Raw genomic sequence first — 23,533 nt, 5'->3', positions numbered from 1 at the left:
ACGCTCGGCACATGGCCGACGCACCGTACAAGCTGATTTTGCTCCGCCATGGCGAGAGCGAGTGGAACGCGAAGAACCTCTTCACCGGATGGGTGGACGTCAATCTCACGGAGAAGGGCGAGAAGGAGGCGGTCCGCGGCGGCGAGCTGCTGAAGGACGCCGGGCTGCGACCCGACGTGCTGCACACCTCGCTGCTCAAGCGGGCCATCCGCACCGCCAACCTGGCGCTGGACGCGGCGGACCGGGCCTGGCTGCAGGTGCACCGGTCCTGGCGGCTCAACGAGCGGCACTACGGCGCGCTCCAGGGCAAGGACAAGGCCGCCACCCTCGCCGAGTTCGGCGAGGAGCAGTTCATGAAGTGGCGCCGCTCCTATGACACCCCGCCGCCCGAGCTGGCCGACGGCGCCGAGTGGTCGCAGAGCGACGACCCGCGCTACGCCGGCATCCCCAGCGAACTCCGTCCGCGCACCGAATGCCTCAAGGACGTCGTCGAGCGGATGCTCCCCTACTGGTACGACGCCATCGTGCCGGACCTCAACGCCGGCCACACCGTGCTGGTCACCGCGCACGGCAACAGCCTGCGCGCGCTGGTCAAGCACCTGGACGGCGTCTCCGACGAGGCCATCGTCGGCCTCAACATCCCCACCGGCATCCCGCTGCTCTACGAACTGGACGCCGACTACCGCCCGGTGACCCCCGGCGGCCGGTACCTCGACCCGGACGCCGCCAAGGCAGCCATCGAGGCCGTGGCCAACCAGGGCAAGAAGTAGCCCCCGCCCCCCGCCCCCGCCCCGGCCAGCGCAGTTCGCGGCGCCGCGCCCTGCGCCCGGCGCTCCGCGCGGGCGGGGGCCACGCCTCCGCCTGGCGCTTCGCGCAGGCGGGGGCGGTGTGCCCGGCGCTTCGCGCGGGCGGGGGCGGTTGCCCGGCGCTTCGCGCGGGCCGGGGGGTGTGTGCTTATAGCGTTCGCCGCCGGGGGCCACGCGCTTGCCGTGCCGGCCGGGCGGCGCGCTCAGCGCTTCGCGCGGGGCCGTGTGTTTCTGGCGTTCGGCGCCGGGGGTGCCCCCAGTTGCTGCCGCGCTGGACCGCGCGCCCAGCGCTTCGCGCGCGCGGTGGGTAAGGCTTGCCGCGTCCGCCTGTTGGGCCGCAGGTTTGTGCCTGCCGCACCGGGCTGGGCTGTGTGCCCGGCGCTTCGCGCGGTCGGGGGGAGCGCTTGCCGCGTTCGCCCGCCGGGCCGCGCGCCCAGCGCTTGCCGTGCCGGCCGGGCGGCGCGCTCAGCGCTTCGCGCGAGGCCGTGTGTTTGTGGCGTTCGCCGCCCGGTGTGGGCCCGGTGGCTGCTGTGCTGGGCCGTGTGTCTAGGGCTTGCCACGTCGGTGGGGCCGCGCGCTCAGCGCTTCGCGTGGTCGGGGGTGAGGCTTGCTGCGTCCGCCTGTTGGGCCGAACACCCAGGGCTTGCCGCACCGGGCTGGGCTGTGTGCCCGGCGCTTCGCGCGGTCGGGGGGAGCGCTTGCCGCGTTCGCCCGCCGGGCCGCGCGCCCAGCGCTTGCCGTGCCGGCCGTGTCACGCGCGGATCTTCGTGCGGTCAGGGGCCGAGGCGGTGTGCCCGGCGCTTCGCGCGGGCCGGGGCGTGTGCCTATAGCGTTCGCCGCCGGGGGCCCAGCGCTTGCCGTGCCGGCCGGGCGGCGTGCCCAGTGCTTCGCATGGGGCCGTGTGTTTGTGGCGTTCGCCGCCCGGTGTGGGCACGGTGGCTGCTGTGCTGGGCCGTGTGTCTAGGGCTTGCCACGTCGGTGGGGCCGCGCGCTCAGCGCTTCGCGTCGTCGGGGGTGAGGCTTGCTGCGTCCGCCTGTTGGGCCGAACATCCAGGGCTTGCCGCACCGGGCTGGGCTGTGTGCCCGGCGCTTCGCGCGGGCGGGGGGAGCGCTTGCCGCGTTCGCCCGCCGGGGCGTGCGCTCAGCGCTTGCCGTGTCGGCCGTGTCACGCGCGGAGCTTCGTGCGGTCAGGAGCCGCGCGTCCGCCCGGCGCTTCGCGCGGGCCGGGGTGAGGCTTGCCGCATCCGCCTGTTGGGCCGTGTGTTTGTGGCGTTTCGCCGCCGGGGGTGCGCCCAGTTGCTGCCGCGCTGGGCCGCGCCCTCAGCGCTTCGTGCGGTCGGGGGGTGAGGCTCGCCGTGTCCGCCTGTTGGGCCGCAGGCTTGTGCTTGCCGTGTCGGCCGGGCCGCGCGCCCAGCGCCTCGCGCGCCCAGCGCTTCGCGCTCGCCGTGTCGGCCGGGCCGCGCGCCAGCGCTTCGCGCTTCGCGGTCAGGGGGCGGCGTCCGCCGGGGTCAGAGATCGGTGGGGGAGGGGGCTGGAGTAGACGACGCTGGTGGTGACGGAGCCGAGGCCGGCGATGCGGCCCATGGTCTGTTCCAGATGGCGCATCGAGGTGGCCAGCACCTTGACCACGAAACAGTCCTCTCCGGTCACATGGTGAGCCTCGATGATCTCGGGCGTGACGGCCACCAGATCGTGGAACGGCTTGTAGTTGGCCGTCGGATAGCGCAGCCGGACCAGGGCCAGGATCGGCAGGCCCAGTCGTTCGGGGTCGAGCACCGCCGTGTAGCCGGTGATCACACCGCTCTCCTCCAACCTCCGCACCCGTTCGGTCACCGCGCTGGCGGACATGGCCACCGTCCGCGCCAACTCGGCGTAGCTGGCCCGGCCGTCGCGTTGCAGGGCTTCCAGGATGCGTCGATCGGTCTCATCCAGAAAAACATCGGTCATGCCCGATCATCACCGGGGGATCCCCGGCCAGGCAAGTGAAAGCCCGTCGATCATCGGTGTTCAGACCCGGTCCCGCTTTCTAGGGTCGCTGTCATGGAACCGAACACCTCGCCCAGCGCCCCGCTCCGGATCCCGCCGGCGCCCCCGGCGGAGGCCGCCGCCTTCTTCGCCGCCCGCCTCACCCATCAGGCGGACGTCTCCGATGTCCATGCCGCGCTGGAGTCGGGGCGGCCGGGATTCGTCCTGGTGGACAGCAGGGCCACGAGCGCCTGGCGCCGGGCCCGGGTGCCGGGCGCGCTGAACCTGCCGACCGCCGAGATCCCCGAGCGCGCCGGAAACCTGATCGACCGCGACACCGTGGTGATCACCTACTGCTGGGGCCCCGGCTGCGACGGCGCCACCCGCGCGGCCCTCGCGTTCGCCCAACTCGGCTACCGCGTCAAGGAGATGATCGGCGGCATCGAGTACTGGACCAGGGAGGGGCTGCCGACCGAGGACGACGCAGGCGTCGTCAGCCGGCGGCCGGCCGATCCGCTGACCGCCCCGCCGCACGGTCCCATCGGCTGCGCCTGCTGACCGCTCCGGAACCGGCTCCCGAACCGCCCGGCGAGCCGATTCGCCGGGCGGCCGCAGAACCCAAGCAGCCCAAACAGCCGAAGAAGCCGAAGAAGCCGAAGAGACGTCAGCCGCAACCGCCGCCGCACTGGCAGCTGGAGCCGGACTGGCAGCCGCAGGAGCAGCCGGAGCCGCAGCCGCAGGCGCCCAGCAGCGGTAACGAGCGCCGCGCGCCCGGAGTCGGAACGGATGTCGGAGCGGATGACGTCGGTGAGGCAGCCATGGGTGGAATCCCCTTCTCGGTGAGGCGTTGCCTCCTCATTGGATGTCCACGCCACCCGGGAGCGTCAACGGCGCGCGCCAAGAGCGCCGAGGCACATCACGCGCGCCCCCGCCCCGCCCCGTCAGATCAGGCCGTCCCCTCCGGCTCCGGCGTGAACTCGTCCGCGTGCTCCCCGGTCACCAGGAACACCATCCGCTGCGCGATGGACACCGCATGGTCGGCGAACCGCTCGTAGTACCGGCCCAGCAGCGTCACATCCACCGCCGTCTCGATGCCGTGGTTCCACCGGTCGTCCAGCAGATGACTGAAAAGCGTCCGGTGCAACGAGTCCATCTCGTCGTCGTCCTGTTCCAACTGCATCGCCAGGTCCACGTCCTTGGTGAGCAACACCTCGGTGGCCTTGGCCATCAGCCGCTGGGCCAGCTGCCCCATCTCCAGGATGGTCGCCGACAGATCGCGCGGCACCGCCGAGTCGGGGAAGCGCAGCCGCGCCACCTTGGCCACATGCTGGGCCAGATCCCCACAGCGCTCCAGATCCGCGCTCATCCGCAGGCTGGTCACCACGATCCGCAGATCGGTGGCCACCGGCTGCTGCCGCGCGAGCAGCGCGATCGCCGCGTTCTCCAGATCGCGCTGCATCTCGTCGACCTTGTCGTCGCCCTCGATCACGCTCTCGGCCAACTTCAGATCGGCGTCCAACATGGCCGTGGTCGCCCGCCCTATGGCAGAACCGACGAATCGCGCCATCTCGACCAGGTTGTCGCTGATCGCGTCCAATTCCTCGTGATACGCGTCACGCATGACTGTCCTTCCTCACCCGACACAAAGGTCCGCGTCCCAAGCTCTGTCCGGAAAGCAGCCGTTTCCGCCCCGTCAAGTGAACCATCGCTGTCGCCAAGGTGAACTCTCACGGGCGGGTGGACGAGCATCTTCGGTCAGCCCTGTGGCACCGGGCCCACCGCGCATAACCTGAGGATATGGACGTGAACGCGGCAGTCGCCGCAGTGGCGGCGGTGGCCGGGGTGTGCACCGGCGTCATCGCCATGCTGGCCTTCCGGCTCAGCGAGCGCGAGCGCACGCGTCCCCTCCGCAACCCCCAACAGACCGAGCCGAGCCTGCCACCCGGCGTGGACACCGTCCTCTCCGTGCTGCGCTCGTCGGCCGTCGTCCTCGACGAGAGCGACGCGGTGCTCAAGGCCAGCTCGGCGGCGTACGCCCTCGGCCTGGTCAGGGGCGGCCGGCTGGCCGTCGAGCCGATGCTCAAGATGGCCAGGGACACCCGCAGGGACGGCGAGATCCGCCAGCTGGAGCTCGATCTCCCGCGCCGCAACCGCCCCGGCCGCACCGACCTCCTCGCGGTCTCGGCGCGTTCCGCACCGCTCGGCGCCCGACTGGTGCTGCTGCTCGTCGAGGACCTGACGGAGGCCCGCCGGATCGAGGCGGTCCGCCGCGATTTCGTGGCCAATGTCAGCCACGAGCTGAAAACCCCGGCCGGCGCCCTCTCGCTGCTCTCCGAGGCCGTCCTTGACGCGGCCGAGGACCCCGAGGCGGTCACCCGTTTCGCCGGCCGGATGCAGAACGAGGCCACCCGCCTGACCAACCTCATCCAGGAGCTGATCGACCTCTCCCGGGTGCAGGACAACGACATGCTCAGCCAGGCCGAGCTGGTCTCGGTCGACGAGCTGGTCACCGAGGCCATCGACCGCTGCCGGCAGCAGGCCGACGGCAAACAGATCACCATCGCCTCCGGCGGCACCGCCGACCTCTCCGTCTGGGGCAACCGGGGCCAACTGGCCGCCGCCCTGGGCAACCTGGTCGAGAACGCCGTCAACTACAGCCCGCCGCACACCCGGGTCGCCATCGCCGGCTCCCGGGTCAGCCTCCCGGGACGGGACCAGATCGAGATCGCCGTCACCGACCAGGGCATCGGCATCCCGGAGACCGACCGCGAGCGCATCTTCGAGCGCTTCTACCGCGTCGACCCGGCCCGCTCCCGGGCCACCGGCGGAACGGGCCTCGGCCTGGCCATCGTCAAACACGTCGCCGCCTCCCACGGCGGCGAGGTCCTGGTGTGGAGCGCCGAGGGAGAGGGCTCCACATTCACCCTGCGTCTGCCGGAGCCCGGCAGCGCCCGAGAACGCCATCTGTCCGTCCGACGTGATCTGGACGGACTGGGTGGCACCCTGCACGAACCCGCCGAGTTCCCCGAGTCGGACGACCCGGAGAGCCCAGAGGCCGACACGCCGGCGGGCGCCCACCCCACCCGCACCAACGAAACTGCCCGGGAGGTCCTCCCGTGACCCGAGTGCTCGTCGTCGAGGACGAGGAGTCGTTCAGCGACGCTCTGTCGTACATGCTCCGCAAGGAGGGTTTCGAGGTCGCCACGGCGGCCACGGGGCCCGAGGGGCTGGACGAGTTCGAGCGCAACGGCGCCGATCTGGTACTGCTCGACCTCATGCTGCCGGGCCTCCCCGGCACCGAGGTCTGCCGCCAGCTTCGGGGCCGATCCAATGTCCCGGTCATCATGGTGACCGCCAAGGACAGCGAAATCGACAAGGTGGTGGGCCTGGAAATAGGGGCTGACGACTATGTGACCAAGCCCTTCTCCTCACGCGAACTGGTGGCCCGCATCCGCGCGGTGCTGCGCCGCAGGGGCGAGTCCGAGGAGGAGAGCCCCGTCGCCCTGGAGGCGGGCCCGGTCCGGATGGACGTGGACCGCCATGTGGTCACCGTCGACGGCCGGAAGGTCGATCTGCCGCTCAAGGAGTTCGACCTGCTGGCGATGCTGCTGCGCAACGCCGGCCGGGTGCTCACCCGGATGCAGCTGATCGACCGCGTCTGGGGCGCCGACTACGTGGGCGACACCAAGACGCTGGACGTCCATGTGAAGCGGCTGCGCGCCAAGATCGAGCCCGACCCGGGCGCGCCGCGCTATCTGGTCACCGTGCGCGGCCTCGGCTACAAGTTCGAGCCGTAGGCCGCGAAAGCCGGCCGAACACAGCGGTGGGGCGCGTCGCTCCGAGAGCGACGCGCCCCACCGCTGTGCGGTCCCAGGGGCGTCAGTCCTGCGCGGGAACCCCGTCGTCGGCGCCCCCGTCCGTCTCTGCGTTCTCCGGGTTCTCCTCGGTTCCGTCGGTACCTTCAGTCCCGTCGGTCCCGTCGCCCTCTTCGGTCCCGGCGTCGCCGGTGTTCTCCTCGGTCCCGTCGCCCTCGGGGGTGCCCTCGGTCTCCTCGCCGTCCGCCGGGTCCGCCGGGTCCTCGGCGTTTTCCTCGGGGGCCTCGATCTCGGGGGCCTCGGTCTCGATGGGGCGCGGCGCCCAGTCCTGGTAGTAGGCGAAGGCGCCGGTGGCCGGCACCACGCGGGCGGAGAGGCTGACCTCGCCGGTCTCGCTCAGGATGAACACCAGCTGCGGGGCGCTGCCCAGCCGCACATCGGCCCCGGCGGGATCCGCGATCACCGCTTCGGCGTTGCCCTCGCCGCCCAGCGCGACCGAGCCACCGGCAGGCACCACCACGCGGGTCTCGTCCTCCGCCGGCAGCAGGTCGAAAGCGACGCCGGAGCCCGGCAGTCCGACGGCCTCCAGCGTCTGGTCCTCGGTGCCCGAGTTGAAGAGGCTGGCCCTGATCCCGGCCGGGCCCCCCTCCTCCGCCACGATGATGTTGACGCCCTGCACCTTGATGTTCTCCACCTGGGCGGAGGCGTGGTCGGGACGGACGTTGCCGGTCTCCGCGTTGTGCCCGGCCCCGCAGGCCGTCACCGCGAACAGCGGGAACGCGAGAAATGCGGCGGCGACGCCGCGTCGAAGGCTGCTGCTCACGGCGGCGGCATCTCCTCGGACGGTCTAGGTGATCTACATCGGCCGCCTCAGGGTACCGAGCCCGTCCGACAGGCACGCACCCGGGCCCGGGTGCGTCGAAGTGAAATGGCGATCAAGAGGCTTTCCGTTGATCAATTCTTCGGTTCCTCCGCATGCTGCGGGAAGGCATTCTGTCAACCATGACAAAACGGACACCTTTCCATCTTCGGGGGAACTTCTTTCTGTTCTTCGACGCGCCGGGACGGGAAGTTCTTGCTTTGGCAAACCGGGCCCCGACCTGCGGATACCCGCCGCCGGAGGCTTCCCGAAGCACGCCACGGGCGCCCTTGTCAACCCCCGAGATGCGGCCTGACCTGCGGAAACGTCATTCAAAGGCGCGTCTCGCCGTGTTAGGATGGAGAGCCACGGAAGGGGTACCTGTCACATGACGTTCAAGGTTGGCGACACCGTGGTCTATCCCCATCACGGCGCCGCGCTGATCGAGGCTATTGAAACTCGCCAGATTAAAGGCGTGGACAAGACTTACCTGGTGCTGAAGGTCGCACAAGGCGATCTCGAAGTGCGTGTGCCGGCAGAAAACGCCGAACTCGTCGGAGTGCGCGACGTGGTTGGGCAGGAGGGCCTGGATCGGGTCTTCGAGGTGCTTCGCGCCCCGTATGCCGAAGAGCCCACCAACTGGTCCCGCCGCTACAAGGCCAATCTTGAGAAGCTGGCGTCCGGCGACGTCATCAAGGTCGCGGAAGTTGTGCGCGATCTGTGGCGCCGGGAGCGCGAGCGTGGTCTTTCCGCAGGTGAGAAGCGCATGCTCGCCAAGGCTCGGCAGATCCTTGTGAGCGAGCTGGCCCTGGCCGAGTCCACCAACGAGGACAAGGCCGAGTCCCTGCTGGACGAGGTTCTCGCTTCCTGAGGTCCGTCACTCCAGATCTCTCCAGAGCTGAGCGTTCGCGAACAGCCAAGCGTTCATCAGTCGATGCGTGTCGTGATTCGGACTGTCCGGTTCGGACCGATCCGAATCGGCCCGCGAATATCCAGCTGTGAGGGCGGTGGCATGCCACCGGTCTCCCTGTTGTGGTTCGCCACGCAGGCCATGCGTGGTAATCCCCTGGGAAACAACGCGAGTTCCCCGGCTGTTCCCGGCCCGGTCACGTGAGGTACCTGGCACGCGACCGTTGAACGTGCGACTACATAACGTGCTACAGCGCCCGAAGGTATGCGATGCCACACCGGGCGCTGTGGCACGTCTGGAACCCGACCGATCGATTCGTGAGCGCTGGGGCCACGGCGATCGACACCTCAGAATGTGCCGGGCTTGGTCGGACTCTGTGCGACTGGTCTGTCACGGAAGGGCCAGTCATGTGCGCCCGGCACGCTCAGGCCATACCCACCACCCCACCGAGAACAAACCTGCACCGGTTATCAATGACTGACGTCACACCGTTCATCGAACAGCCGTCGCCCGCCCGCGCCGCCGCCGTCATTCCGGCCGCCGGGCTCGGCCTGCGGCTCGGCCCCGGCGCGCCCAAGGCGCTGCGCCCCCTGGGCGGCACGCCCATGCTGGTCCACGCCGTGCGCGCGATGGCCAGGGCCAGGGCGATTGCCCTGGTCGTGGTGGTCGCGCCGGCCGAACAGGTCACCTTTGTCCGCTCGTTGCTCGACGAGCACCCGCCGCCGCCCGCCGTCGAGCAGCTGGTGGTGGCCGGCGGCACGACCCGGCAGGAGTCGGTGCGGCTTGGCCTCGCCGCGCTGCCCGAGGAGATAGACGTCGTGTTGGTGCACGACGCGGCGCGCCCGCTCGTTCCGGTCGGCACCGTGGACGCGGTGGCCAACGCCGTGCGGGCGGGCGCCCCCGCCGTGGTTCCCGCGCTCCCCGTCACCGACACCGTGAAGAGCGTCGCCGCCGCGGCCACCGACGGCGAGCCGGAGCCGGTGGTCGCCACCCCCGACCGTTCGCTGCTGCGCGCGGTGCAGACCCCGCAGGGGTTCGACCGGGCGACGCTGCTCGCCGCGCACCGCGCCAGCACCTCGGACCAGGCCACCGACGACGCCGGGCTGGTCGAACAGCTGGGCGTGCCGGTCGTGTTGGTGCCGGGGCACGAGGAGGCGTTCAAGGTGACCCGCCCGCTGGACCTGCTGCTCGCCGAGGCCGTGCTCGCCCGCCGGAGGAATCCCGTTGACTTCTGAATCGACCACCGAGCCGCATGTGGCCGCACTGCCGCTGGTCGGCATCGGCACCGATGTGCACGCCTTCGAGGCGGGCCGGGAGCTGTGGTGTGCCGGGCTGCTCTGGCCCGAGGCCGGGTTCGGACTGGCCGGGCACTCGGACGGGGACGTGGCCGCGCATGCCGCCTGTGACGCGCTCTTCTCCGCCGCCGGGCTCGGCGATCTGGGCGCCCACTTCGGCACCGACCGGCCCGAGTGGGCGGGCGCCTCGGGCGTCGCGCTGCTCGGCGAGGCGGCGCGGATCGTGCGGGCGGCCGGTTTCACCATCGGCAATGTGGCGATCCAGGTGATCGGCGTCCGGCCGAAGATCGGCAGCCGGCGCGCGGAGGCGCAGCGCGCGCTCTCCGATGCGGTCGGCGCGCCGGTCGCGGTCTCCGGCACCACCACGGACGGGCTCGGGCTGACCGGCCGGGCGGAGGGCCTGGCCGCGCTGGCCACCGCGCTGGTGCTGCCGGCGCCGGCGCCGGGCCGGCGCTGACCGATCCGGCGCGGACGGACGCGGCGCGGGGTGCGACGCCCCGACCCGCTGGGTAGTCCTGCCGTGGAACGCCCAACCGAACCACGCGAACCGAACCGTTCGAACGACGCCGAGCAAGCCGAGCAAGCCGAGCAAGCCGAGCAAGCCGAGAAAAGCCCGAGGAAGGTGCCACCGTGGCAGTCACGCTCCCCGAGAAGTTGAAGACCGTGCTGGACGGCAACGTCTTTGTCACCATCGCCACCATCCAGCCGGACGGCAGCCCGCAGCTGTCGCCGGTGTGGGTCAAGCGCGACGGCGACGACGTGCTGATCTCCACCACTGTCGGCCGTCGCAAGGAGACCAACCTGCGGCGCGACCCCCGGGTCACGGTGCAGGTGCTCGACCACGAGCAGCCGTACAGCTACGCGGAGATCAGGGGCGTCGCCGAGCTGACCACGGAGGGCGGCGCCGAGCTGATCAACGAGCTGTCGCTGAAGTACGTGGGCAAGCCCTACGCCGAGTTCAACCCGGCCTCCGAGCAGGACGCCCCGCGGGTGGTCGTCCGGATCAGCGCGCGCAAGATCGTCGGCCAGGGCATCGTCTAGACCGTCGGGACCGGGTCCCGCCCGGTCCCGACGGGTGGCAGATGTGCCGCGCCAGGGGGGCGCGGCACACCTGCCACGCCTACTACTCTTGAGTCGTGAGCATTCGCCTGTATGACACCAGCACCCGGCAGATCCGTGACTTCAGCCCGCTCGTTCCCGGCTGTGTCTCGATCTACCTCTGTGGCGCTACCGTCCAGGCGCCGCCGCACATCGGTCACATCAGGTCCGGGCTGAACTTCGACATCATCCGGCGCTGGTTCGCCTATCGCGGGTTCGATGTCACCTTCATCCGCAATGTGACCGATATCGACGACAAGATCATCGCCAAGAGCAACCAGTTCGGCCGCCCCTGGTGGGCCATCGGGTTCGAGAACGAGCGGGCCTTCGACGCGGCCTATGACGCGCTGGGCTGCCTGCCGCCCGACTACCAGCCGAGGGCCACCGGCCATATGCCGGAGATGATCGAGATGATGCGCACCCTGATCGGTCGCGGTCATGCCTATCCGGCGGATGGCAACGTCTATTTCGATGTGCGTAGCTTTCCCGACTATCTCCAGCTGTCCAACCAGGAGTTGGACCAGCTCCTCCAGCCGAGCGAGGGCGGGACCGGGAAACGCGACCCCCGTGACTTCGCGCTCTGGAAGGCCGCCAAGCCCGGCGAGCCCACCTGGGAGACGCCCTGGGGCCGTGGCCGCCCCGGCTGGCATCTGGAGTGCTCGGCCATGGCCCACAAGTACCTGGGCCGTGCCTTCGACATCCACGGCGGCGGGATCGATCTGGTCTTCCCGCACCACGAGAACGAGATCGCCCAGTCCCGCGCGTTCGGCGACGCGTTCGCCACCTACTGGGTGCACAACGCCTGGGTCACCATCGACGGCGAGAAGATGAGCAAGTCGCTGGACAACTCGGTGCTGGTCGCCGACATGGTCCGGCAGTGGCGGCCCATCGTGCTCCGCTACTACCTGGGCACCCCGCACTACCGCTCCGCCGTCGACTACAGCACGGGCGCCCTCCGCGAGGCGGAGGCCGCGTTCAACCGGATCGAGGGCTTTCTGCAGCGCGGCGTCGAGCAGGCAGGCGAGGTCCAGCCGGCCGCCACGGTGCCCGACGACTTCGCCGCCGCCATGGACGAGGACTTCGGCGTCCCCCAGGCGCTGGCCGCCGTGCACACCACGGTGCGCCAGGGCAACGCGGCGATCGCCGCCGGCGACAAGGAGTCGGTGACCGCGCTGCTCGGCCAGGTCCGCGCGATGCTGGGCGTGCTCGGTCTCGACCCGCTCGACCCCGCCTGGTCCGGCGCCGCCGAGCGCGGCGCCGAGCTGACCGGAGTGGTGGACACCCTGGTCGGCATCGTCCTCGGCCAGCGTCAGGCGGCCAGGGAACGCAAGGACTACGGCACCGCCGACGCGATCAGGGACCAGCTGAAGGCTGCGGGACTGGTCATCGAGGACACCCCCAACGGCCCCCGCTGGGAGCTCGGCTGATCGCCGAGCCCGCCCCAGCGCCCCAACAGAGAACACGAGACACCCATGCCAGGCAACAGCCCGCGCCCCAACCGTCGCACCAGTAACAAGAAGGGCCCGCAGATCGGCAGTGGTGGCCAGCGCCGGCGTGGCCTGCGCGGCAAGGGCCCCACCCCGCCGGCTGAGGCGCGCACCGGCCATGTCAAGAAGCGCGCCGCCGACGCCAAGGCCCGCCAGCAGGCGTCCCGCCAGGGCGGCCGGCGCGGCAAGTCGCCGGCCGAGATCGTGGTCGGCCGCAACCCGGTGCTTGAGGCGCTGCGCGCCGGCGTCCCGGCCAGCGCGCTCTATGTGCAGCAGTTCCTGGAGAGCGACGACCGGGTGACGGACGCCGTCAAGCTGGCCGTCGCCCGCCCCGATCTGCATCTGGTCGAGGCCGGCAAGCCCGAGCTCGACCGGCTCACCAACGGGCTCAACCACCAGGGCCTGGTGCTTCAGGTACCGCCCTACGACTACGCGCACCCCGACGATCTGGTCGCGGCGGCCGCCGAGGCCGGCGACGATCCGTTGATCATGGTGCTGGACGGGGTCACCGACCCGCGCAACCTGGGCGCCGTGGTGCGTTCAGCGGCCGCCTTCGGCGGGCACGGCGTGGTGGTCCCCGAGCGGCGCGCGGCCGGGATGACGGCGGGCGCCTGGAAGACCTCGGCCGGCACCGCGGCCACCACCCCGGTGGCCAGGGCCACCAACCTCACCCGCGCCCTCCAGGGCTACCAGCGCGCCGGGCTCACGGTGGTCGGTCTCGCGGCGGACGGGGATGTCGAGCTGACGGAGCTGGCGGCGCTCGACGGGCCGGTCGCGATCGTGGTCGGCAGCGAGGGCAAGGGCCTCTCCCGGCTGGTCGGCGAGACCTGCGACATCCGGGTGCGCATCCCGATGCCGGGGGGCGCCGAATCGCTGAACGCCGGCGTCGCCGCCGGCATCGTGCTCTACGCGGCGGCCACCCGCCGGGCGTGACCGCCGGCCAGGACGGCTCCCGAACTACCGGGCGGCGCGCGGCAGAAGACGCGCGCCGTCTCGTACGTCCGTGCGCCGAACGGGATTTGACGGGTCGCGGACAGACTTTTGGGCGCCAGACAGTGTCTTAAGTCTGGGTCACTCGGTTAGATGAGTGTGGACACCAGAACACTCCCCGGGCGACCGATGGACGAGCCGGTGCTGAGCATGGCCAAGGTGCCGTGCGATCCCGCGCAGGTCATCGTGAACCACGCCAGTTTCCGGGTTCGGCTGGCCACTCCGCCCCCGGTGAGCATCGTCGTCCCCGACAGCGCGCGGCTGCCCGGCGTCCCGGGCGCGGCCGGCCGGCGCAAGCCGCTGGTGTGGAGCGGCCGGGGCGGGCCGGTGGACGGGGCGGCCGGCACGCTGCTCCAAGCCGTCCGCGAGGCCGGCCGGCCACCGTTGCGCCCGCCGGCGGACGGGCTCGGCACCCGGGTGCTGCCCCGGGTCGGCGCCGGCACGGTCGTCGCCCCCAGGCCGCCGCACTCTGACGAGAGCACCCGCCGGCTGCCGACGGTGCCGGGCCCGACGGCCGGCGCCCACGACCGGGCGCCCGAGCGCAGCTGGGCCACCAACCCGGCGGACGACGGCGAGTTCGTGTCCCCGCTGGCCGAGGGGCGCCGCTCGGACGGCGCGGGGCGGGGCGGCGCGCGCGGCCGCCCGCGCGCCCGCGCGTTCCACCCGGACCGCCGGCTCTCCCTCGGCCTGGTGCTGCTGCCGCTGCGGCTGCTGCTCGGCTTCATGGCGATCTACGCCGGCATGGGCAAGCTCACCGACCCCGTCTACTTCGACGGCGGGGAGCGTGGCTCGCTCTCCACCTGGCTCGCCTCGCTCGAACCCTGGGCGCTGGCCGAGCCGCTGCACCAGTGGACGCTGGCGCATCCGGTGGGCGCCGGGTTGACGGTCGCCTTCACCCAGATCGTGGTCGGCGTGCTGACCCTCTTCGGGCTCTGGCAGCGGCTGGCCGCCGCCCTCGGCGCCGCCCTCTCGCTGGCCCTGCTGACCACGGTCAGCTGGGGCAACGGCCCGGCGTACGACACCCCCGAGGTGGTGCTCTTCGCCGCCTGGACCCCGCTGCTGATCGCCGGCGCGCCGGTGCACTCGCTGGACGCCCGGCTCGCCGGGGAAGCCTGGCGCCGGCTCGGCCCGCGCGCGCCGCTCGGCCAGCTGCGCCGCCGGGTGCTGCGCCGGGGCGGCCTGCTGGCCGCGCTGCTGCTGGGCGTCGCGCTGCTGGTCGGCTCGCTGCTGGGCAGCGCGGTCCGCTCCTCCCAGTTCGCCACGGTGCCGCAGCCGGGGGAGCCCCCGCGCAACCATCTGCCGGGCGAGCCGCTTTTCGACGAGGAAGCGGAGGAGCGTGAGGCCGCCGAGCGCGAGGCGGCCGAGGCCGAACGGGAGGCCGAGGAGGCGGCGGAGGAGCGCGAGGCGGAGACCGGTCCGGCCGAGCAGCCCGAGCAGAGCGCGCCCGACACCGCGCCGCCGCCCCCGGCCGAGCCGGAGTCCACCGAGGGCACGCAGACCCCGGACCCCGCCCCCGCCCCCCGGGACTCGGCCCCGGCGGAGACCCCCGCCGCCCCGAGCAGCCCCGGCGAGCAGCCGGGCGCCGGCCAGGACGACGACGAGCCGAGCCAGGAGAACGGCGGCGGCCAGGACGACGGGGGTGATCAGAGCAGCCCCGACCCCCTCGGCGGGCTGCTCGGTTAGCGGCCTCCTCGGAGACTGACCCAGGAAACGGAGCCGGGAAGCCGGTGGCGGCCTCCCGGCCCGGCCACGCAGACTGGTCCCGATGACGGACGAAACAGCGGCGGCCGCAACGGCCCGCCCCCGGCCGGCCGTTGCGGAGCCTCCTGGCCAGTTCGGCGCGCTCGGCCCGCTCGCGCGGCGCGCCCTGCGCCATGTCGCCGCCCGGGCCAGGGGCGCCCCCGTCGATCCGTCGCTGCCCCTGACGCTGAACTTCCACCCGGACCGGCTCAGCGGCGGGATGCCGATCCTGCGCCGGATGGCCGAGGACGGCGTCTATGTCTCGCAGTTCGTCACCGGCACCAGCAACGGTGGGCTCACCGCCCGGCCCGGCGGTGACCGCTGGCGCTGGGAGAGCCGGATCTTCGGCGGCGCCTACGACGCGGCGACCGCCGAACAACGGCCGGTCTACGGCGGGCTCAACCATCTGCGGAGAGCGATCGGGGCGGCGCCCAGGTTCGGCTCGGCGCACTTCAGGCTGACGCCTCGGATGCTGGCCCGCGCGACCTTCTGCTATCCGGACAGCGCGGCCGAGCCGGAGGACTTCGGCGTCGCCGAACGCTGCGATCTGATCGCCCTGGCCTGTGCCGACGACATCCTCGACGGCCATATCGAGGCCCATATCCACGGGCCCGTCCGGTTCGACTGCGATATCGCTGCGCTGGTGCTCGACCCCAGCCACCGGGACACCCCGGTGGCCGAGGCCGCGGCGCTGCTGCCGTGCCCGGTGGAGTGGCACGGCGGATTCCGGCTCGCCACCGAGGTGCTACGGGCCCACCCGGACTTCCGGCCCCCGGCCGCCGTCACCCTCGGCTGTCGGATCGCCGAGGACGGCTGGCTCACCCCCCGCATCATCGGCGACGCCGCCCGCACCGGGCACCACGACCCCGGCACCGTGAAATGGCTCTGGCACCACCTGGCCCACTTCGGCCCTCCGAGGGCTTAGGCCCTGTCCGGCCGAGCTTTGGCCGAGCGGACAGCCGTGCGCGGGGGCGCGCGACGGCGTTCCCCGAGGGGAGGGGGGAAGTGGGGGCGGTCCGCCCGGAGGGTGAGGCGAGAGCCGCCTGTCGGATTCGAACCGACGACCTGCTGTTTACAAGACCGAAGGGGGGGATCGATGGGGGTCCACCCCACTCCCCGGGCTTCCAGAAGATCCTGGTCAGAGCAATTCATGCTCTACGGCACTCCACCCGATTCCACCCCACTCCGGGACCCCCGCTCACGCATCGCTCACGCAATCGGGGCTTACCTTGCGGCGGTTGACCTGGGGTAACTCCATTATCCCGCAAGGCACCCCAGGGAGCAATGACCTGCGTCTTGACTATCGAACCCTAGGTTAGATAGGGTGCTTCCGATGGATACCACACCCTGGCGTCAGCGGGTGCGGGCCGAAGACGAGTTGCTGGAACAGCTCCGACTTCAGGTCTCGCAATCCGCGAAACGCCGCGAGGACGCCCTCGCCGAGGGCGTGGCCGAGCTGGGCAGCGTCTACGCGGTCGCCAAGGAGTTGCGCCGCAGCTGGCAGGCCATCGACAAGGCGCTGAAGCGCCGCCAGAACCGACCCAAGCAGGAACCAACCACAACCGAATAGAGAGGGCCGGACGGCAGCTCTCGGGTGCTGGAACACCCGAGGCGCGCGCGCCGCCCGACCCAGTACCGAACTCCCTGATTAGCCCAAGGAGACGGCACCATGGATCTTCCCATGGGCGCGCCCTCGCGCACCCCTTCCCCCCGCCGCGTTGTCGCGGTGGGCATCATCCGCCGCGCCAGCGGCACCACCACCCTCGCCACCGTGCTGGTCGCTGGCCGCGCTCTGCGGGGCGGTGGTCGGCGGTGAACGGTCCCGACAAGCTGCCCGAAGGGCTGCGGGAGCTGCTGCTGGCCGTGCACGATGTGCTGGACGTGCCGCTGCCCGCCCGCCCGGAGGACCAGGCGGCGGCCAACCAGCTGCGTCAGGTCCGCGTTGTGATCGCCCGCGAGACGCTGCGCCGCTTGGCCGCCGATCGGCAGTTGCTCAGCTGGGGCGAGGAGGCCGAGCTGATCAGCCGCCTCGCCGAGACTGAGTACCCGGCCACCTACGAGCCGTACCGCCTCCCGGGCGAGGGTGGTGGTGCGCGGTGAACCCGACCTTGCCCCCGTTGCCGGCGGAGTGGCCGTTGTGGGCGGCTGGTGCGGTCGTGGCGGTCACCGCGCTGTGGCTGGCCTCGCTTGCCGTGGGCGTGCTGCGCCGACGGCTGGCCGGTACGCCGGCGGCCGTGGTGGTAACCGCCGTGGCGGCGGCCGGCTGCACCGCCTACTCGGGGGACACGTCCTGGCGGTTCGCCGCCCACTGGCTCGACATGGTCAGCACCCCTGAGCGGGCCGCGTTGTTCGCGGCCGGAGAACTCGCCCTCCTGGCGTGCGCCCTGATGGCCCGCCAGTCCCTTAACGACACCGGCTCTCCGGGCACCCCCGGCCTGCTGGTGTGGGTCATCAGCGGCGTGCAGATCATCCCGGCCTTCGCCGAGGGCGGGGCCGTGGGGGGCACCGTGCGCGCGTTCTTCGGCCCGATCCTCGCCGCGCTGCTGTGGCACCTCGCGATGGGCATCGAGATCCGGCACGCCCGCCCGGAGTCCGCCAGCCACGGGCTCCTCGCGGTGCTTGGCCGGGACCTGCGGGAGCGGGCCCTGTCCCGCCTCGGCGTCGCCACCCGCAACCGCGACGCCGCGCAGATTACCCGCGACCGGTGGACCGACCGCGCCGTTGAGTATGTAGACCGCCTGGGGCAGCTGCCGGAGCGGGCCCGCCGGCGGCGAGGGCGTGTCGAGCGGCGTCTGTCCCGCGCCGTGGCTCGCTCTGGCGTCGCCACCAACCCCGAGCAGAAGCGCCGGTTCCTCGAAAAGCTGGCTGCCCGCCTCGGCGCCGCGCAGCTGCTCGCGCTCGACCTGCCCTCGCCGTGGGCGCTTCCCGAAGCGCACCCGGCCGGCGAGAGCCCGCGTGCACTCGCGGGTGCGGAGTTGCGGCGGATGCATCCAGCGGATGCGGTTGCCCTCGTCGCGGATGCGCATCCGGATGCGCACCCCGCCCTCGTCGCGTCCATCGCGACCGAGCACGGCATCCCGTGCTCGGAAGTTCAGGCCGAGATGGTCATCCGACGGCGGAAGCACGCCATCGAAGCGCCCGCCGGCGCCCCCGAGATGCAGCCGGATGCACCCCGGGATGCGTACCCGGGCGACGCGCAGCACGAGGAGCCGGAACGGCCCGCCCCGGCCGATGAACAGCCACATCCCCTCCCGGATGCGCATCCGGATGCGGTTGACGACGACGAGGACGACCTGGATCCCGACCCCTTGCTGGACCAGGCGCGCGACATCGACGATGCACACCTGGCCGCCCACGGCCGGCCAGCCGGGTTGCGCATCCTGCAGCGGGAGTTGCGCATCGGGCAGCCCCGCGCGCAGCGCATCCGCACGCAGCTCGACCGAGCCGTCGAGGCGGTGGCGTCATGACCGCCGGCGTGTTCTTCGTCTTCGCCATGGTCGCCGCCGGTGGCGTGCTGGCCGCGCTGTTCCCCGAGCTGCTGCGCCCTCTTCTCGGCTGGGCCCTGATCACCACCCTCGCCAGCGCGGCCGTCGCGCTGCTCATCCACTTCGGGGGCACCCCATGACCGAGTTCTCCTCTCCGCCGATGGTCGTCACCCTCGGCTCGGTGACCGTCGGCTTGTCCATCCTGGTCGTGATGCTGATCCGCTGGTGGATCCGCGACGGCCACCGGGTCAAGGCGCTGTTGCCCTACCTGGGCAGCACGCTGTACGGGATGCTGCTGATCCTCACCGGCGGCGGCCTCCTCGGCGGTGCCGCCGGCTGGGCCCTGTGGGGCACCACCGAGACCGGGGACGTCGCCCTGGAGCACGGCACCGGCTCGGCCAGCCCCGAGGTCACCCGCCAGTACGCGGACGCGCTGACGCCTGGCGGGAACATGGTCGTCATCCTGTGCACGGTCGCCCTGGTCGCGCTGCTCGTCTGGGGCCGCCGCCCCTGGCTCCACATCGTGCTCGGGCTGCTGACCGGCGTCAGTCTGGGGTTGGCCGACTCGATCGCCGGGTGGGCGGCGGTCGCCCTCGCGCCAGCCGCGAACGGGATCGGTGACGCGCTCGGGGGACTGCTGTGACCGGCCCGGGGCCCGCCCTCACCGAACCGGCCGGCATCCTCCGCGACGGCACGATCCTGCTGGCCCGCCAGTGGGCAACCTGGCAGTGGCCCGCCGAACTCCCCCAACCCGCTCTGCCGGAAGGGGAGTCCGAGGAGGACGCGAAGAAGCCGCGGCCGGGGCCGACCGGGTACCGCGCGGTGTGGGCCCTGTGGCGCCTCCGCGCCGCCCGCGCCGCCGGCACCCTCGGCGGCTGCTACCTGATCGTCACGGCTGGCGTGGGCACCCTCACCGCCGCCCCGTGGACGGCGATCCCTGGCGCCGTCGGCTGGTACGCCGCCGCCCACACGGCGGCCCACGCCGCACGCCCGCCGGCGCCGGCCGTGGACGACGACGAGGTGCTGGCCGCCGTCTACGCCGTGCTCGGCGAAGCGGACCGCATCCACCTCTCCACCCTCGCCCAGGCACTCGGCGAGCAACTGCCCGGGGAGTGGACGACGACCACCGTGCGCGCCTGGGCCGGCCGCCTCGACATCACCATCACCGACTCGGTCCGGGTGAAGGGCGTGGGGGTGAACACCGGCATCTACCGGCACCACCTGCCCCCTCCCCCGCCCCTTCCAGACCCCCTCTCGGGGCGTAGTCCCGCAGGTCAGGGAACTACAGCTACACCTACAGACCCGACGGTAGAGGAGTGGGCTCAGGGCGCGTTCACCCTCCGCAACCCCGCCGAAACCACCGCCCGACACCACGCCCTGTGACCCCCCGGGCCGGCCGCATCACTGCCAGGCGACCGGCCGGCCCGGGGCACCGCCCCAACCCTGGAACGGAGTCCACCATCATGCCCTTGCCCCGCTTCCCCCACCCCATCGCCCGCCCGCCCACCTGCCGCAGCTGCGGCCAGCCCTGCACCCGCACCCCCGACGGCGGATGGACCTGCCGCCACTGAGCCCGTGCAGTCACCCCCGCCTATGAGTGGTGAGGGGGCGCGTGCAGTCATCCCCACCTGGTTGTAGCGAGATCGACTCGCTGGACTCGTGGTGAGGGGATCTCTGCCCGCCCAACACCGCCAAGGGGATCTGATGAACAACCAAACCGAACACACCAACTACCCCACTGCCATGGCCCTATTCCTCGCCGCACTCATCCTCGGCACACCCCAACTCGCCAACACCGAGACCACCCCGACGCCCGAGCCCGCAGCACCCACGATCGCCTGCCCCACCCAGCAGCCCGCCTGAACGCGAACAGCGCCCCCCAGCAACCCGTGTGGGTTGCTGGGGGGCGCTGCCGTGCCCCTGCCCGCCGTGACCACGTACACGGCGGGCAGGGACCGGGTGGTGGGCTCTCCGCCGCGCCCGAGGAGGAGACCCACCCACCGCCCGCGCCCATCCCAGCGCGGGAGTCAGCTCGCGGCGTCGTCCGGCTTGTCTGTTGACGTCGTGAGGCGTTTCGCGAACCCGGCGGCCAACCGCTCGGCCAGCTCTCGCTCCTCGGGGCTGCGTTCCGGGTCGCGGGCCGCCGCGTTGTTGGCCGCTACGGCGCGGACGTTGGCGATCAGCTGGTCGTCGTCCATATCAGCGGTCATGCGCTACTCCTCGGGTGACGGGGTGGGGGTGCCTGCCCGCAGCGTGCGGTGGGGGCCGGCTGCGGGCAGGCGTTCTCCGGCGGACAGGGGGTGACGCCGGAGGGGGTGGGTGCCCGCCTTGCGACTGACGGGGGGCCAGCCGCAGGGCGGGCGGTCCTGCTGCCAGCTGGTGGGACCCTCCCCAGGGTCAGGGTCCAGGTGGCAGCAGGGGTTCAGCGGGGCGCGGCGGCCGCCACGTGCAGGGCGCGGTGGAGCGCGTCCGGGTCGGTCAGGCAGTCCCCCTCGGGGCGGACGTACCAGCTGGTGGCCGGGCCTGCGACGCCCAGCCCGCCGGTCCACGCGGTGTGGACGAGGGACGCGGCGGGGACGGCGAGCCGCCGGCCGCCGCTCAACACCTCGGTATGGTCTGGCAGGGACCATCCGTCGGCGGCGCCGATCGGGATCAGCCAGGCGAACGTGCCGTTGACCTGGTTGCGGATCACCGGGCCGCGCCGCCGCAACGCCTCGACCGTGACCAGCCCTTCGAGATCCCGCTGCCGCACGGCGTCCCACCAACGTCCGGTCTCCAGCACGGCCGCGCCCGCAGCCTCGGACGGCATCCACTCCGGGAGCGGCCTGGCGGGGATCATGCCGGCACCCCCGCGTGGCGGTCACCGACAGCGGCGCGCAACGCGCGGATGAGCGCATCGGGCGGGTCCATCACTGGCCCGCCGGCGCCGAGCGGCGGCAGCGTCCAATGAGTCTCGGGCGGGGTCCCGGCGGCCTGCCGATAGGCGTCCGCCGGCGGGACCACCACGTCCTCGCCGTCGCGCAACAGCTCAACGGCGGCGGGCAGGTCAGCCAGGACGATGCAGCCGACCGGCACGAGCCACGTGAGCCGGTCGGGCCGCCGGGACACGATCGCCGGCACGTGGGCCACCCACTCAGGGACAACCCAGGCGTGCACCAGCGGCGCCCTGATCGCGTCCCACCACCGGCCCGCCCGCACCCGCACCGGACCGCCGGTAGCGGGCAACCAACCGTCGTGCGCATCCTCAGACACCGCCATCCCTGCCTCCCTGGCCGAGGTCGTGCCAAGGACCGTAGGGAGAGCGCAACGGCTACCGCTATGCGCTTACACAGATTTGCACGAAGTCATCCCAGGGAGGTGATTGCTTCAACGATGAGGCGCCGAGCGCTGCCCCCGTAGACGGCCATGTCGGCCAGCTCAGAAAACGCCCGGGTGTAAAGGGCGATCTCGCTCGGAGCTGAGACGTTCACCGCAGCGGACAGCAGCTCGGAGCTGACCCGCTTGTCGTCGAACACGTAGAAGGCTTCCAGCGGCCAGAGAGTCCGAGGGGCGGAGAAGGGGATCACACCGAGGCTCACGTTGGGCAGCGCCATCACGGCCAGCAAGTACCCAAGTTGGTTGGCCATCGTCTCGGCATTCCCGATGCGGTACCGGAGGACCGTCTCTTCCAGCAGGAAGGCAAAGGTGTGGCGCCCTTGGTGAAGCACCTGGGAACGCTCGATGCGCGAGGCGGCAGCCTCGGTGGAGTCGTCTGGGGTCCCCTGGAAGGCCGCAATCCTTGCCAGCAGGGCCGCCGCGTACTGCTGGGTCTGGAGAATGCCTGGGATGACGTTGGAGACGTACACCCGCAGATGCCGGGTTCGCTCGTACAGCGGCAGAACATCCTCTTGCGCGCGGCGCATCCCGTGACCGTGCAGTTTCTTCCACCGCACGTACAGCTCATCAGCGCGCCGGTTGATAGCGATCAGCTCCGCAGCCTGCCCCTCTGCCCCGCAAGCCGAGCACCACACCCGGATATCGCCATCAGACGGCGGAGTCCGGGCGTGCTCTATGCGGCTGGTCTTGGCGTCGCTCCAGCCGCATTGCACGGACAGCTCCCGGCCGGACAGCTCCGCGTCCAGTCGAAGGTCGCGCAGGCGGCCGGCCAGCAGCTGTCGTGCTTCCTGAGCGGATGACGAGGGGTTGGCAGGCATCGATAGATCGTCGGCGGGGTCAGACCTTGAAGTCCGCGTGTGGCACGGCACGGCTCCATACAGCCTCGAACGCCGCACGAACCTGGTTGACCAGGGCTGATTCCGTGCGCACCTCCCACTGGGGAGATGACCAGTTGCCGTTACCGTCGAAGTGGTTGAACAGCACGGCGTCGTGGTCAAAGACCCACAGGTCGTTCCCAGGCAACAACAGATCTGATGCCTGCCGACGTGGCAGCCAGCGCACGTCTTCTCCGGCGGCGACGTTCACCACCGCGCCGGCGTGCTCATAGCGGATGTAGTCACTCACCGGTTCTGAGACGACCCGAGCGCGCCGCATGGAGACGCCCCGCGCCACCGTCTCGCCGATCAGGCGTACCCACGGGGCCCAGTACTCCGACGCAGGGTCGCTGTCACGTTCGCCAGTGCGTTTCCAGCGCTCGTAGTCGGCGGCTTCGTCACCCACGCCGTAGACGTCGCGCATCTCCAGGTGCATCGCGGTGCGCTGAGTGCCAGCCAGCAGATCAAGAAAACCCGGTTCGCTCTGCGACATCACACGCCTCCCTGAGCATCGGCACCATGCGGGGCGGGATTCGCACGACTGCTTCGTGCGGCGGTATGCCTTGAGCATGGCCGGGTGCCGGGTTCTCGGCGCACGTCGTCTCCAACTCCTCGGATGGCCGCCATCCTTGTATGACGATCTCACCGTTGTCCCTGTTCACCCACAGAGTGGGCGACCCCTGCTGTCCGGTGTCAGGGTCAACGCCTATGAACCGTAGTTCCACGGTGGTCTCCCGCGTCTATGGGGTTACGTCAACTTGCACGACGATCCCCCCAGAACGTTTGAGCGTCAAGGGTGCGATACGGAGCGTGACCTATGGCGTGGCCACAGC

At 71.7% G+C, this 23,533-nt stretch carries 28 protein-coding genes and 1 tRNA gene; 20 read left to right on the top strand and 9 right to left on the bottom strand.

What is annotated here, in order from left to right:
• Nucleotides 1-11 precede the first annotated feature (11 nt).
• Complete coding sequence (locus AOM46_RS09520; protein WP_062208076.1) at nt 12-770, top strand: phosphoglyceromutase; 759 nt, start codon at nt 12-14, stop codon at nt 768-770.
• A 1,521-nt stretch (nt 771-2,291) separates the two neighbouring features.
• Here the strand turns inward: AOM46_RS09520 and AOM46_RS09515 are convergent.
• Nucleotides 2,292-2,753: an Lrp/AsnC family transcriptional regulator gene (locus tag AOM46_RS09515; protein WP_062208073.1), complete on the bottom strand. Its 462-nt coding sequence runs from the start codon at nt 2,751-2,753 to the stop codon at nt 2,292-2,294.
• A gap of 93 nt (nt 2,754-2,846) precedes the next feature.
• On the opposite strand from AOM46_RS09515, the gene AOM46_RS09510 reads away from it, so the two are divergent.
• Nucleotides 2,847-3,329: a rhodanese-like domain-containing protein gene (locus AOM46_RS09510; RefSeq protein WP_062208070.1), complete on the top strand. Its 483-nt coding sequence runs from the start codon at nt 2,847-2,849 to the stop codon at nt 3,327-3,329.
• 388 nt (nt 3,330-3,717) lie between these two features.
• Here AOM46_RS09510 and phoU read toward each other — a convergent pair whose 3' ends face one another.
• Nucleotides 3,718-4,392 carry a phosphate signaling complex protein PhoU gene (gene phoU, locus AOM46_RS09505; protein WP_062208068.1) on the bottom strand — a complete coding sequence of 225 codons (675 nt, stop codon included), beginning with the start codon at nt 4,390-4,392 and terminating at the stop codon, nt 3,718-3,720.
• A gap of 176 nt (nt 4,393-4,568) precedes the next feature.
• Between phoU and AOM46_RS09500 the strand changes: the two genes are divergently transcribed.
• On the top strand, nt 4,569-5,891 hold the full coding sequence (locus tag AOM46_RS09500) for a cell wall metabolism sensor histidine kinase WalK (protein WP_062208064.1): 1,323 nt from the start codon (nt 4,569-4,571) through the stop codon (nt 5,889-5,891).
• On the top strand, nt 5,888-6,568 hold the full coding sequence (locus AOM46_RS09495; protein ID WP_062208061.1) for a response regulator transcription factor: 681 nt from the start codon (nt 5,888-5,890) through the stop codon (nt 6,566-6,568). Before AOM46_RS09500 ends, AOM46_RS09495 begins: the two co-directional genes overlap by 4 nt.
• An 82-nt stretch (nt 6,569-6,650) precedes the next feature.
• Here the strand turns inward: AOM46_RS09495 and AOM46_RS09490 are convergent, their stop codons facing one another.
• On the bottom strand, nt 6,651-7,409 hold the full coding sequence (locus AOM46_RS09490) for a hypothetical protein (RefSeq protein ID WP_062208057.1): 759 nt from the start codon (nt 7,407-7,409) through the stop codon (nt 6,651-6,653).
• A 424-nt stretch (nt 7,410-7,833) separates the two neighbouring features.
• Between AOM46_RS09490 and AOM46_RS09485 the strand changes: the two genes are divergently transcribed.
• From AOM46_RS09485 to AOM46_RS09450, 8 genes are all read left to right on the top strand, one after another.
• The gene (locus AOM46_RS09485) at nt 7,834-8,316 is read left to right on the top strand and encodes a CarD family transcriptional regulator (RefSeq protein WP_062208055.1); all 483 of its coding nucleotides are present in this window, start codon (nt 7,834-7,836) and stop codon (nt 8,314-8,316) included.
• 512 nt (nt 8,317-8,828) lie between these two features.
• On the top strand, nt 8,829-9,590 hold the full coding sequence (gene ispD, locus AOM46_RS09480; protein WP_062208052.1) for a 2-C-methyl-D-erythritol 4-phosphate cytidylyltransferase: 762 nt from the start codon (nt 8,829-8,831) through the stop codon (nt 9,588-9,590).
• Nucleotides 9,580-10,107, top strand: a complete 528-nt coding sequence (ispF, locus tag AOM46_RS09475; RefSeq protein WP_234313691.1) for a 2-C-methyl-D-erythritol 2,4-cyclodiphosphate synthase — start codon at nt 9,580-9,582, stop codon at nt 10,105-10,107. Before ispD ends, ispF begins: the two co-directional genes overlap by 11 nt.
• A gap of 173 nt (nt 10,108-10,280) precedes the next feature.
• The gene (locus AOM46_RS09470; RefSeq protein WP_062208046.1) at nt 10,281-10,691 is read left to right on the top strand and encodes a PPOX class F420-dependent oxidoreductase; all 411 of its coding nucleotides are present in this window, start codon (nt 10,281-10,283) and stop codon (nt 10,689-10,691) included.
• 95 nt (nt 10,692-10,786) lie between these two features.
• Nucleotides 10,787-12,175: a cysteine--tRNA ligase gene (gene cysS / locus AOM46_RS09465; protein WP_062208044.1), complete on the top strand. Its 1,389-nt coding sequence runs from the start codon at nt 10,787-10,789 to the stop codon at nt 12,173-12,175.
• A gap of 45 nt (nt 12,176-12,220) precedes the next feature.
• On the top strand, nt 12,221-13,168 hold the full coding sequence (rlmB, locus tag AOM46_RS09460; protein WP_062208042.1) for a 23S rRNA (guanosine(2251)-2'-O)-methyltransferase RlmB: 948 nt from the start codon (nt 12,221-12,223) through the stop codon (nt 13,166-13,168).
• Nucleotides 13,169-13,318: 150 nt separating this feature from the next.
• On the top strand, nt 13,319-14,908 hold the full coding sequence (locus AOM46_RS09455) for a DoxX family membrane protein (protein WP_078856632.1): 1,590 nt from the start codon (nt 13,319-13,321) through the stop codon (nt 14,906-14,908).
• Nucleotides 14,909-14,990: 82 nt separating this feature from the next.
• Nucleotides 14,991-15,890 (top strand): DUF3626 domain-containing protein, encoded by a 900-nt coding sequence (locus tag AOM46_RS09450; RefSeq protein ID WP_078856631.1) that lies wholly within the window; start codon nt 14,991-14,993, stop codon nt 15,888-15,890.
• A 112-nt stretch (nt 15,891-16,002) separates the two neighbouring features.
• Here the strand turns inward: AOM46_RS09450 and AOM46_RS33915 are convergent.
• A tRNA-Thr gene (locus AOM46_RS33915) sits at nt 16,003-16,087 on the bottom strand.
• A gap of 211 nt (nt 16,088-16,298) precedes the next feature.
• Between AOM46_RS33915 and AOM46_RS09445 the strand changes: the two genes are divergently transcribed.
• The 8 genes from AOM46_RS09445 to AOM46_RS33900 all read left to right on the top strand — a co-directional run bounded on the left by AOM46_RS09445 (nt 16,299) and on the right by AOM46_RS33900 (nt 20,313).
• A complete protein-coding gene (locus tag AOM46_RS09445) occupies nt 16,299-16,535 on the top strand; it encodes a hypothetical protein (RefSeq protein ID WP_062208036.1) in 237 nt (78 codons plus the stop codon).
• A 99-nt stretch (nt 16,536-16,634) separates the two neighbouring features.
• Nucleotides 16,635-16,781 carry a hypothetical protein gene (locus AOM46_RS33910; protein WP_158920337.1) on the top strand — a complete coding sequence of 49 codons (147 nt, stop codon included), beginning with the start codon at nt 16,635-16,637 and terminating at the stop codon, nt 16,779-16,781.
• Nucleotides 16,778-17,065 carry a hypothetical protein gene (locus tag AOM46_RS09440; RefSeq protein ID WP_062208033.1) on the top strand — a complete coding sequence of 96 codons (288 nt, stop codon included), beginning with the start codon at nt 16,778-16,780 and terminating at the stop codon, nt 17,063-17,065. The genes AOM46_RS33910 and AOM46_RS09440 overlap by 4 nt, the downstream gene beginning before the upstream one ends.
• A 56-nt stretch (nt 17,066-17,121) precedes the next feature.
• Complete coding sequence (locus AOM46_RS09435) at nt 17,122-18,432, top strand: hypothetical protein (protein ID WP_062208031.1); 1,311 nt, start codon at nt 17,122-17,124, stop codon at nt 18,430-18,432.
• Nucleotides 18,429-18,590, top strand: a complete 162-nt coding sequence (locus tag AOM46_RS33905) for a hypothetical protein (protein ID WP_158920335.1) — start codon at nt 18,429-18,431, stop codon at nt 18,588-18,590. The genes AOM46_RS09435 and AOM46_RS33905 overlap by 4 nt, the downstream gene beginning before the upstream one ends.
• Complete coding sequence (locus tag AOM46_RS09430; RefSeq protein WP_158920333.1) at nt 18,587-19,093, top strand: hypothetical protein; 507 nt, start codon at nt 18,587-18,589, stop codon at nt 19,091-19,093. Before AOM46_RS33905 ends, AOM46_RS09430 begins: the two co-directional genes overlap by 4 nt.
• Nucleotides 19,090-19,833, top strand: coding sequence for a hypothetical protein (locus AOM46_RS09425; protein ID WP_062208025.1), 744 nt, complete (start codon nt 19,090-19,092; stop codon nt 19,831-19,833). Before AOM46_RS09430 ends, AOM46_RS09425 begins: the two co-directional genes overlap by 4 nt.
• Nucleotides 19,834-20,154: 321 nt before the next feature.
• On the top strand, nt 20,155-20,313 hold the full coding sequence (locus tag AOM46_RS33900; protein ID WP_158920331.1) for a hypothetical protein: 159 nt from the start codon (nt 20,155-20,157) through the stop codon (nt 20,311-20,313).
• 164 nt (nt 20,314-20,477) lie between these two features.
• On the opposite strand, the gene AOM46_RS09420 is transcribed toward AOM46_RS33900, so the two are convergent.
• From AOM46_RS09420 to AOM46_RS09400, 5 genes are all read right to left on the bottom strand, one after another.
• Complete coding sequence (locus AOM46_RS09420; protein WP_062208022.1) at nt 20,478-20,660, bottom strand: hypothetical protein; 183 nt, start codon at nt 20,658-20,660, stop codon at nt 20,478-20,480.
• Nucleotides 20,661-20,872: 212 nt separating this feature from the next.
• Complete coding sequence (locus AOM46_RS09415) at nt 20,873-21,289, bottom strand: hypothetical protein (RefSeq protein WP_062208020.1); 417 nt, start codon at nt 21,287-21,289, stop codon at nt 20,873-20,875.
• Nucleotides 21,286-21,708, bottom strand: coding sequence for a hypothetical protein (locus tag AOM46_RS09410; protein WP_062208017.1), 423 nt, complete (start codon nt 21,706-21,708; stop codon nt 21,286-21,288). Before AOM46_RS09410 ends, AOM46_RS09415 begins: the two co-directional genes overlap by 4 nt.
• Nucleotides 21,709-21,794: 86 nt before the next feature.
• Complete coding sequence (locus AOM46_RS09405) at nt 21,795-22,643, bottom strand: helix-turn-helix transcriptional regulator (protein ID WP_062208014.1); 849 nt, start codon at nt 22,641-22,643, stop codon at nt 21,795-21,797.
• 19 nt (nt 22,644-22,662) lie between these two features.
• Entirely contained in the window at nt 22,663-23,193 is a 531-nt protein-coding gene (locus AOM46_RS09400; protein WP_062208011.1) for a DUF6879 family protein, read from the bottom strand.
• Nucleotides 23,194-23,533 lie beyond the last annotated feature (340 nt).

It is taken from the genome of Streptomyces sp. NBRC 109706 (assembly GCF_000974485.1).
Lineage (GTDB): Bacteria > Actinomycetota > Actinomycetes > Streptomycetales > Streptomycetaceae > Streptomyces.
This window is presented reverse-complemented; position numbering and strand designations above follow the sequence as displayed.

Bases quoted from the DNA above. Each gene is read 5' to 3' on its own strand.
- AOM46_RS09520 (WP_062208076.1), top strand. From the start codon at position 12: ATGGCCGACGCACCGTACAAGCTGATTTTGCTCCGCCATGGCGAGAGC.
- AOM46_RS09515 (WP_062208073.1), bottom strand. From the start codon at position 2,753: ATGACCGATGTTTTTCTGGATGAGACCGATCGACGCATCCTGGAAGCC.
- AOM46_RS09510 (WP_062208070.1), top strand. From the start codon at position 2,847: ATGGAACCGAACACCTCGCCCAGCGCCCCGCTCCGGATCCCGCCGGCG.
- phoU (WP_062208068.1), bottom strand. From the start codon at position 4,392: ATGCGTGACGCGTATCACGAGGAATTGGACGCGATCAGCGACAACCTG.
- AOM46_RS09500 (WP_062208064.1), top strand. From the start codon at position 4,569: ATGGACGTGAACGCGGCAGTCGCCGCAGTGGCGGCGGTGGCCGGGGTG.
- AOM46_RS09485 (WP_062208055.1), top strand. From the start codon at position 7,834: ATGACGTTCAAGGTTGGCGACACCGTGGTCTATCCCCATCACGGCGCC.
- ispD (WP_062208052.1), top strand. From the start codon at position 8,829: ATGACTGACGTCACACCGTTCATCGAACAGCCGTCGCCCGCCCGCGCC.
- rlmB (WP_062208042.1), top strand. From the start codon at position 12,221: ATGCCAGGCAACAGCCCGCGCCCCAACCGTCGCACCAGTAACAAGAAG.
- AOM46_RS09455 (WP_078856632.1), top strand. From the start codon at position 13,319: ATGAGTGTGGACACCAGAACACTCCCCGGGCGACCGATGGACGAGCCG.
- AOM46_RS09450 (WP_078856631.1), top strand. From the start codon at position 14,991: ATGACGGACGAAACAGCGGCGGCCGCAACGGCCCGCCCCCGGCCGGCC.
- AOM46_RS09445 (WP_062208036.1), top strand. From the start codon at position 16,299: ATGGATACCACACCCTGGCGTCAGCGGGTGCGGGCCGAAGACGAGTTG.
- AOM46_RS33910 (WP_158920337.1), top strand. From the start codon at position 16,635: ATGGATCTTCCCATGGGCGCGCCCTCGCGCACCCCTTCCCCCCGCCGC.
- AOM46_RS33905 (WP_158920335.1), top strand. From the start codon at position 18,429: ATGACCGCCGGCGTGTTCTTCGTCTTCGCCATGGTCGCCGCCGGTGGC.
- AOM46_RS09430 (WP_158920333.1), top strand. From the start codon at position 18,587: ATGACCGAGTTCTCCTCTCCGCCGATGGTCGTCACCCTCGGCTCGGTG.
- AOM46_RS33900 (WP_158920331.1), top strand. From the start codon at position 20,155: ATGAACAACCAAACCGAACACACCAACTACCCCACTGCCATGGCCCTA.
- AOM46_RS09420 (WP_062208022.1), bottom strand. From the start codon at position 20,660: ATGACCGCTGATATGGACGACGACCAGCTGATCGCCAACGTCCGCGCC.
- AOM46_RS09415 (WP_062208020.1), bottom strand. From the start codon at position 21,289: ATGATCCCCGCCAGGCCGCTCCCGGAGTGGATGCCGTCCGAGGCTGCG.
- AOM46_RS09410 (WP_062208017.1), bottom strand. From the start codon at position 21,708: ATGGCGGTGTCTGAGGATGCGCACGACGGTTGGTTGCCCGCTACCGGC.
- AOM46_RS09405 (WP_062208014.1), bottom strand. From the start codon at position 22,643: ATGCCTGCCAACCCCTCGTCATCCGCTCAGGAAGCACGACAGCTGCTG.
- AOM46_RS09400 (WP_062208011.1), bottom strand. From the start codon at position 23,193: ATGTCGCAGAGCGAACCGGGTTTTCTTGATCTGCTGGCTGGCACTCAG.